At 52.9% G+C, this 2,101-nt stretch carries 1 protein-coding gene; it reads right to left on the bottom strand.

The genetic code is table 11. From position 1 onward, the window contains the following. A partial coding sequence (locus KDK17_RS16825; RefSeq protein WP_257288601.1) for an AAA family ATPase occupies positions 1-2,101 on the bottom strand: 2,101 nt, incomplete at both ends.

Below are 2,101 nucleotides of genomic sequence, written 5' to 3'. Positions count from 1 at the left end.
TGGGCAGTTTCTCTTTCAGGGCCGGGTCCAGCTGGCGTCCGGCGTAATGATCCGGGTTACCGGTGAGAATCACCCGGTGTTTTGGGCTGACCTTGACAGGATGACCATTCACATAGATGCAGGGTTCCGGCTCCCATAGGCCGTTCAATGATGCCAGCAATCCGGCTCTGGCCAGGTTGGCTTCATCCAGAATAAGAGTTACATATTCTCCGTCTTTGTCGTGTGTTGTTTTGGCCCATTCCATCAGCGTCCGGTTTTGTTGTTTCATTGAGCGGTCGCCATCGGCGTGTTCTTGCCACTGCCAGCATTTCAACAGGGTTTGTTCGCTGTCAGAAGGTCCAAGAGAAATGACCGAAGCCTGTCCTGAGGCCTTAGCCATTCTGGCGGAAAAGTAACTTTTTCCGGTGCCGGTTTCCCCCTGCAGGAATATAACGGGAGAGTCCGTCAACCGATCATGGAGTCGGGACAATCGACGGCTTTCACGATCTTTCTGATTCAACTCGCCGTGATAAAGATCACGCGCCAGCAGTGACAGGGGCTTATCAGCGGAACCCTGCCATTCCAGTGATTCAGACAGTCGATGCTCTATACGTTCAATGCCTTCTGCCTCAGAATTCGCTGTTCTGGCCATCTGAAAACAATCGCTGGCCAGAGTGTGAATGGCATCGGATCGGGTTTGCCCTGATGGCAAAGGTAGCTGCCAGCCAGAAGCCAGTGCATCTTGCAAACGTTTAATCTGTCTTGCTGGCCTGATGACCAATGCCTGATAGGGCTCTGCTTTCGACGGATCGACTGCCAACTGATACGCCATTGCCTCTCGTTGATCTTCAGGGGCGTGGGCCACGATCATGGCACTGAGCCTGTCCAGATATTCTTCTTGAGCCAGCCATGATGTAAATGGGGTTTTATAGGAAAGTTGTAATCCTTCAAATCGGCTGTCCTTAAAGACTGCCGGGTCAAAGGCTCTGGCCAGTGACCATAGGTTCTGTCGCAAAAACTTTCGATCTAACGGTGCAGAGCTGTTGATGATGCTGTTTAACCGATCCGGGTCTACCGAGCCAGTTTGACCCCTGTCGGGCTTCTCATGGGCATCCGGTTTTTCATTGGCATCCGGCAGTAACTGCCAACAGGCCACTTTCATAAAATCACGCACCGACGGATTCTGCCGGGTGCCATGGGTGACGACGCTATTGATGGCCTTGCGCCAGTGGCAGGGCAGGAGCTGTGGCGACTGGTCAACCTGCTGTGCCCGCCGGGCAGCCAGCATCAGGTTATTCAATAGTCCTTCGGTCATTTCAGGCAGAGGGTCACAAAGATCGTCAGGCAGGGTTTTAAACGCTTCGTAAAGCGAGTGAAGTGCTCGTTCCGGCAGCTCAGCCCGGGGGATATCATGCTTGTCCCCATTGATAGCCCAAATATCAACCTCAGGACAGGGTTTGCCCTTGGCAACCATTGACCTGAATACCGAAGATGGGCTTTCTGCAGACTCGGGCCAGACTACGGTGACTTGAGCTTGTGGGTAGGCCTGTAATTGGCCATTCACTAACAGAGGTTGCCCGATCACCAGAGGTTCCAGAAGCTGCTGAAGTGCTGGATTACTGTCCAGTCCCCGCAATACGACTGGCTTGCCAGAGGTTAATGCCTCCTGCAACTCAGTCTGACGTCGTCCAAAATGTGCCTTCTGTTGTGAAGTGATATGGATGTTATCAAACAGCTGGCTGAGGCTGGTCTGTTCATTGACCTGAATGACCAGAGGTGCCTGCTGGTGGTTGATCCAATGACTGGCCTGAGCATCTTGCTGATACGTGATGCTATCAAAGGCGGTGAGAGCTTTTATTGAGTGCTCATCGTTTTCTCCGAGCCCCAGGGTTTTCGGCTGCCGTTTTGTATGAGCCACCTGAAGTCGGGGCTGCAGATCGGTTGTCTCGCGAATCGTCTGCACTGAACCCAGTAAACAAAACCAATGTGCCTCAGTGAGGGGAGACGTGACGGTGACGACACCACCCGCCCGAACTTCTTCCAATAGATTGATGTTGGGGACTGCATAGCCTTCCGGGGCAACGGCAATCGGGTTCAGCCATCCCGAAATATTACTTTGGTT

Origin of the sequence: Endozoicomonas sp. SESOKO2, from assembly GCF_024606245.1 — a bacterium.
GTDB lineage: Bacteria > Pseudomonadota > Gammaproteobacteria > Pseudomonadales > Endozoicomonadaceae > Endozoicomonas_A.
Note: the sequence above shows the minus strand (reverse complement) of the source record. Positions and strands in the feature narration are given on the sequence as shown.